3 protein-coding genes are annotated in these 1,891 nt (G+C 40.1%); all 3 read left to right on the top strand.

Going from position 1 to position 1,891, the window contains the following annotated elements; all coding sequences use genetic code 11:
- Window positions 1–192 precede the first annotated feature (192 nt).
- Window positions 193–1,110, top strand: coding sequence for a DUF4329 domain-containing protein (locus A7985_RS25335; RefSeq protein ID WP_141685453.1), 918 nt, complete (start codon window positions 193–195; stop codon window positions 1,108–1,110).
- A 1-nt stretch (window position 1,111) separates the two neighbouring features.
- Entirely contained in the window at window positions 1,112–1,447 is a 336-nt protein-coding gene (locus A7985_RS25330) for a hypothetical protein (protein WP_065793150.1), read from the top strand.
- Window positions 1,448–1,689: 242 nt separating this feature from the next.
- The coding region (locus A7985_RS26780) for a hypothetical protein (RefSeq protein WP_218061310.1) at window positions 1,690–1,891 on the top strand (202 nt) is incomplete at its 3' end.

Below are 1,891 nucleotides of genomic sequence, written 5' to 3'. Positions count from 1 at the left end.
GTGTAGTGCGTTATTCGCTTAGTCCTTAATATACATTAACACCCCAATTTTAACGTGATTTTTAAAAGTTACGTGGTTAGCCATGTCTGAAATCCCAGCTAAGTTATCAAGTTAAGCAATTTATCAAGGGTTCAAAGCGAATTGAGCAATTTTTAGTGGTTTGTTTCTGCTTTGAGATATGTCGAGGTGTAGTTGTGGTATAAATTAAGATGGGTGTCATGTGCTTATTATGCCGCTGCTGCAACGGCGGCATATAGTGCGGGATCTACCTTTGCTGTTACAGGCAGCCTGAATAAAGGCTTATTAGCAGGCTTTTCAGCAGCCGCAATGCCAGGTGGAGAAGGTATAGGGGCGATTGCTGCTAGTGCAGTGATTGGTGGTGCGACTTCTAAGCTAATGGGGGGAAATTTTGGCCATGGCTTCTTTTCCGCAGGATTAGGCGCTGCCGCAGGTGGAATTGGTAGAGGAATTCGGAACCCGGTTGGCCAGGTTTTAGTCGGTGCTATTGTAGGAGGGACAGTTTCAAAAGTGACCGGTGGCAAGTTTGCTAATGGCGCTTTTAGTGCGGCTTTTGCAGCAGCGTTGAGGGCTGATTGGGGTGGTGGTAAGTGGCGAAAAAGAAACCACCAATTAAATTCTTCTGAAGCTCCATCAGAATCTCAAGTCACTCTGAGCAAACAAGATTTAAAAGCAAGAGAGGCATTAGAAATTGCGAATAAAAAGTCAATAAAAGATAATCTAGAATATGGGGGCATTATTTATGTGGAAGATGGAGAGTATCATTATACGACACCTTTGCAAGGAACTGATCAAGGTTTTGACTTAAACAAATCTTTAGCGTTAGTGCCTGAGGCTGCTATTGTTGTGGGTGATTATCATACACACGGTGATTACTCTATATATAATCGTAAAACAGGTCAGGCGATAAGAACAAGCGACCCTAAACGTGATCATTTTAATTCAGATAATTTCTCTACTCCAGACTTAAATGGTATTAGAAATGATGCAAGTATTGGGGGGATTTATAGAGGATACCTAGGGACTCCTAGTGGAAGATTACTAGCTTTTGATCCATATAAAAATATTGTTTATGGGCTTAAGGGGAATTAAGGTGAAGGTATATATTAGAGTAATTGTGTTATTGAGTTTTTTTATTTCATTTACAGGTGTTTGTGATGTTACAAAGGAAGATAAAATGGAGAGGGTTATTAAAATATCTGGTGGAGAATTAAGAGCTTTGACGGTGGCTGTAAAAATATTAGAGGGGTATGAGCTAAGTCTGCTTGACTACCATATCACTGTTAATACTAATTCAGATGAATATATCATTGTATTTATGGACAAAAATACAAAAAATAGTCAAAGGGGAAGCGGTAACAGTGTTGGCGTGGAAGTTCATGTAAGTACAGTGGATTTTTCAATAATGCATAGTCAGTTGGTAAGGTGAAGTTGGTTTTCTTCAATTGCAGTGTCAAATAACATTAGAATAGACATCTAATCCAAAGCCCCAGCAAGTGCTGGGGCTTTTCTATTTCTGGTCACGTTTCGCCGAATTTTTGGTCACGCCTATTTGACCTTGGTGGTCGCATCTATCGACTTTCTGGTCCAAATTTTAAGAAGACACCCATCTTAAATTTGATAAAAAACTGAGTGTCGCCTATCTTTAAATAACCCGAATTCAAGTTCCAAGTGCACCACTCACATTATCAAGTGAAAAGGCTTCTTTCGAAATTTAAAAAGACACCCATCGTAAAATTCCGACGCAAGTCAGACGGTACCTATATCGAAGCCCGTGGTACGGTGCAGCACTACAAATTTGGGCAGGTGTTTGAGACGCTAGAAGCACGCAACAAACTTGAAGGGAAAGTGTACTTCAAAGTGAAGTCATTAA

It is taken from the genome of Pseudoalteromonas luteoviolacea (genome assembly GCF_001696455.1).
GTDB lineage: Bacteria > Pseudomonadota > Gammaproteobacteria > Enterobacterales > Alteromonadaceae > Pseudoalteromonas > Pseudoalteromonas luteoviolacea_C.
Note: the sequence above shows the minus strand (reverse complement) of the source record. Positions and strands in the feature narration are given on the sequence as shown.